This window comes from Halobacteriovoraceae bacterium (assembly GCA_020635115.1).
In the GTDB taxonomy this organism is placed as follows: Bacteria; Bdellovibrionota; Bacteriovoracia; order Bacteriovoracales; family Bacteriovoracaceae; genus JACKAK01.
Map to the genome: position 1 here is coordinate 1 of JACKAK010000022.1, position 4,723 is coordinate 4,723.

At 33.6% G+C, this 4,723-nt stretch carries 4 protein-coding genes; 3 read left to right on the forward strand and 1 reads right to left on the reverse strand.

The features are described from left to right. The first annotated feature begins 126 nt into the window (after positions 1-126). Genes H6622_18380 through H6622_18390 form a run of 3 tightly spaced genes read left to right on the forward strand, consistent with a single transcriptional unit; the run spans position 127 to position 4,139 of the window. Complete coding sequence (locus H6622_18380) at positions 127-1,227, forward strand: DNA adenine methylase (GenBank protein ID MCB9063495.1); 1,101 nt, start codon at positions 127-129, stop codon at positions 1,225-1,227. 3 nt (positions 1,228-1,230) lie between these two features. Then, positions 1,231-2,913 carry an ATP-binding protein gene (locus H6622_18385; GenBank protein ID MCB9063496.1) on the forward strand — a complete coding sequence of 561 codons (1,683 nt, stop codon included), beginning with the start codon at positions 1,231-1,233 and terminating at the stop codon, positions 2,911-2,913. 32 nt (positions 2,914-2,945) lie between these two features. Further along, entirely contained in the window at positions 2,946-4,139 is a 1,194-nt protein-coding gene (locus H6622_18390; protein MCB9063497.1) for an AAA family ATPase, read from the forward strand. Positions 4,140-4,347: 208 nt separating this feature from the next. Here the strand turns inward: H6622_18390 and H6622_18395 are convergent. Beyond that, positions 4,348-4,723 (reverse strand): FAD-binding oxidoreductase (locus H6622_18395; GenBank protein ID MCB9063498.1); only part of this gene is annotated, 376 nt, incomplete at its 5' end.

A 4,723-nucleotide genomic window follows, 5' to 3' on the forward strand; every position in this document is an offset into this window, starting at 1 on the left:
GAGCAGTTGCATTTGTGGATGCTCCCTCTTCAAAAAAAACCGATAAAATTAACACATGTGATTCATCTACAATGTATTGAAAATACTTTAAAAAAAGTTATCTTGTGAAACAATTATCAGAATAATATGCAAGTTAGCCAGAATACAATAGACTATAAAAAATTTCCAACGACCAGGTTTCAAGGAAGCAAACGAAAAATACTGCCATGGATTGCCGAATCTTTAGAAGAGTTAGAATTTGAAACCGTACTAGATGGATTTGGCGGTACTGGATCTGTAAGTTATTTGTTTAAAAAATCGGGAAAGAAAGTAACCTATAATGATGTCTTAAAGTTTAACACAATTATCGGAAAAGCTATTGTTGAAAATTCAATGGTAAAGCTATCAGATGAAGAAATACATGCCCTTTTAAGATTTGAGAACTATAGGGACCAAGATTTGATTCAAACCGTATTTAAAGGATATTATTTTCTTGATAAAGAAAATGAGTGGCTAGACAAAATTGTAAATGAGATATTTTCTCATCCCTTCAGTGAAACACCTATTGAAGAAGTTGAGTACAAAAAAGCGATAGTTTTATATGCTGTTTTCCAATCTTGTTTGATTAAGAGGCCCTACAACTTGTTTCATAGGAGGAACCTTAATATACGGACAAGTGATGTAAAAAGGACATTCGGTAATAAAACCACTTGGGAAAGATCATTTGATGACTATTTAATGAAGTTTATTAAAGAAGCAAACTCTTTAGTATTTGATAATGGACACCAATGTAATGTGATTAACTCTTCAATTTTTGAAATAGACTTGGAAGAGAATAGTTACGATTTGGTATATTTTGATCCTCCATACATTAAAAAAGGGAAAAATGAAACCTCAAATTATCTAAAATGTTATCATTTCCTAGAGGGTATTGCAAGATATGAATCTTGGGAAGACTTAATTGATTTTGAAACAACCAATAGAAGACTTCAAGATCATGCATTAATGAATGAGTTTACACCTCTAAAGGTTCAAGATTCATTAGAAACCTTGTTGGATAAATTTAAAGATAGTATTATCGTCCTATCTTATAAATATGGAGGGATACCTTCTATTGAAGACCTAATTTCTTCAATGAAAAGAGTTAAGAAAAAGGTGTCTGTGAAATCAAAACACTACAAATATGCATTGAATCGACAGAATGGCAATAAAAAACTAAATCGGGAATATTTAATAATTGGAATTTAATGTATGAATAATTGGCCTAAAAAAATAACTGTCGACAAAAGGATCATAGGAACTTTAAGTAGTTCTACATATGAAAATTTCCCTCAAGCTCTAAAAGAATTAATAGTAAATAGTTATGATGCAGATGCGTCAAAGGTCGATTTGATAATTGAAAAAGAGAATGAAGCAATAATCATTGAAGATACTGGAAAAGGAATGAGTGAAGATGATTTTGATTTTTATTTGAGAATCGCAGGGAAAACTAGAAGAAAGAGTGATTATACAGAGGGAGGGCGCAGAATTGTAGGGAAATTTGGGGTTGGCTTTTTGGCGGTATTTCCGTTTTGTAAAATATATGAGATCGAAACTACTAGGCGAGGAAGTGCAGAATTAATTAAGGCAAGGATTAACTGTGAGAAATATTTCACTTTTGATGAAAACACTACAATTGACGTTGATAGTGTCCCAATTTTTGGAGTAATTGCTAGAGATGAAAAAATAAGGAGTAAGCAATTTACAAAAATAAGATTACTAGGTTTCACTAAATTAATGAAATCTTTCTTTAATAAAGAGTACGAAACAACGAAGAAAAATTCAATAAAGAATTTCGATCCTTTAAAGTTAATTGAATGGGAACTTTGTGAATATTTACCAATTCAATACAAAGATAAAGAATTTAATGAAATCTTTGCCTTGGATGAGGGTACTCCTTTTGAAGTTTTTTTTAATGGAAAAAGATTAGTTAGAAATAAACATGTAGCAACGACACTGGAAACGCATGGTGATAGTTTTGAACAGATTGGCAACATTAAATTCAGATATTTTATTGGAACTGATTTCAGGACTATTAAACCGATTGAAGCCAGATATATATTTATTCGAAACTTTAATGTTGGAGTAGGTTCAAGAACTACTTTTGGTATTGGATTAGATAGTAGACTATATTCTAAACTTGCTTGGTTATGCATTGAGATTGATGTTATTGAGGGGTTGAATGACTTGATTGCAGTTTCTAGAGACAGGTTCAACTATAGCCCCGATTATGAAAAATTCAAAGATTTTTTTAGAGAAAAACTTAGGTATTGGGCTACAACAATTGAAGAGATTAATACTCTTGAAAAGTTAATAAGCTCCAAAAGTCAAAGTAGAATTATTGAGTTTGAAGATGATAAGGAAAGACAAAAGGAAAAAATAATTAAATCTCTTGAGAAGAGAGGGGTAAATATAGAAATTAAGAAGACAGAGGAAATAGATGAAGAAAAAAGTTTAGGAGATAAAATTGAAGTATTTAAAGAAAAGAAAGACTTAAAGAAAGGAGAAACAACAGATGAATTGTTCCCCAAGAAAAAATCTCTAGAGGAAGCGAACAGAGAAGGTTCTACTTTTATTAAAGAAAGATTTCAGGACTCACTTCGAGTAGAAATTAGTGAAACAGAATCTAAACGGACCATTCGAATTGGAGACGAAGAATATGAAATTGTAAATATGAATTGGCATATTAGTGAATTATTCCCAGCATGCAAAATCGAAGGAAAAAAATTAGTAATTAATAAGGCATATAAACTATTTCATAATAAGTCTCTTTTGGATGTTTTTGTTAAATTTCATTTTATACTCGTAAAAAAACACCAAGAGGGGCTAATTAGTGATAGTATTCTTAGAAATCTTAACCGTTCAGTAGAAAAAATATTCTCTGATTATTTATAAAACATGTCCTAATGAAAATTTCAAAAGTGTCTGTGAAAAATTTTCGCAGTTTATCCAATGTTCAAATTAGAGATTTCGAAGACATAAATATGGTCTATGGGGTAAACAATAGTGGTAAATCTAATTTTCTTAAGTTCTTAGAACTAGTTTTTCAACGTAAAGAGAAAAAAAATCAAGTCATTTTTCAAGAGGATGGGCAAGAAGTAACCCGTGTTGAAATAGAGAAAACTAACTTTTGGGAGGGCTATATTTATGATATGCCTTTTTTGTTTACAAATAACCAAAAGGAAAAGGATATTGAATTTTCTGTTTCCCTTTTAATTAATCCAGATGAGCTTGGCGAATATGGGGATATTCTTTTAAAAGAGGGCTTTTTAGAAGAAGCAGGAGGGGGGCATAGGAATTATATTGAATTTGTAGGTAAAATAATGTCCCTCAATGAATTTGATTCTGAAATCAAACTAGAATCTGTTAAAATTAAAGATGTTATTGCCTACTCGATTAATGAATTTGATGTGCCTCAATATTTTGCTGAAAATGAAGAATTAGTTGAAAAAATTGGAAGTGATGGTGTTTTAGAAATAATTTCAATTTTTAATGACTGTATACTACTTGTTGACAGTAACCGATATTTTCGTAAAGAAAAGGACTCCAGTGAATACTCTCCTTCTCTTCAACCTAAAAATTTTAAAAATTGGTTGTTTCATAATTTTTTAAATGCAGAAAAGTATCAATACTTCTTGAATTTAAATGATTTCTTAAATAACATTTCTCTTTCTAAAAATTTGAAAAATAAATTCGAAGAAGAATTGAAGAACTTCCCCTTTGAACAAATCGAGATTTCTTTCGCAAAATTCGATTCAGAGCTAGAAATAATGTTAAAAACAAGCTATGGAAGATACCCTTTAAAGAACTACGGTACTGGGATTCAGCAAATGCTTTATTTATATACAAAAGTATTTGAAAGTACTTCAAGGATATTTTTGATAGAAGAAATTGAACTCAATCTTTCCAAAATATATCAAGAAGTTCTAATTAATAACTTTAGAAAATTTATTGAGGATCAATTTTTAGATCAATTGATATTTACAAGTCATAGTGATCAGTTTAAAAGAAATGATTTTCGACACTTCAATGTAACAATAGATACTCAAGGTGTTACCTCGATTCGAAAAATCGAGAATCCAAGAACGTTTTTTGATAAAATGTCAGAAAGATTTGAGTAGAAATTAGCTTGCAAGAGGAAGGAAATTGGAAATATTTTTATTCTATCGCAAGTAAAAGCTTAACCCAAGTTCGATATGTAGCCCCCAACCGCTCTTTGGCTCGATGCCCGCAGCTTGCCGTTGGCCGTCAATCGTCCGCCGTCTACCAAAGTTGGGGCCTACATATCGAAAACCGGTTAAGAATTTGAAAGGTTATTAATAGAAAAAACTAAAGGTTTTTTCCCGCCACCACCTCCGCCCCCTCTTCCCCCACCAGCATCCCGATGGCCACGCCCATGCCACCCAGGCGGACGGCCGCCACGACGTGGGGCGACACCTGCCGGATGATGGGCGCCTTCCGGCTGCCCACCCCCAGGATGCCGCTCCACCAGCTGTCGACGGCCACTTCCCGGCCGGGGAGGATCACTTCCTTCAGCAACCGCAGGAGGGCGTTGCGGATCAGAGGGGTAGTGCCGAATTCGTCGGTGGTTTCTCCCTGCTTGTCCAGGTTGCGGCCGCCACCGAGCAGGATGCGGTTGTCGATGTTGCGGAAGTAGTAGTAGCCGCGGTCGTAGTGGAAGCAGCCCCGTAAGGGCAGTTGGGGC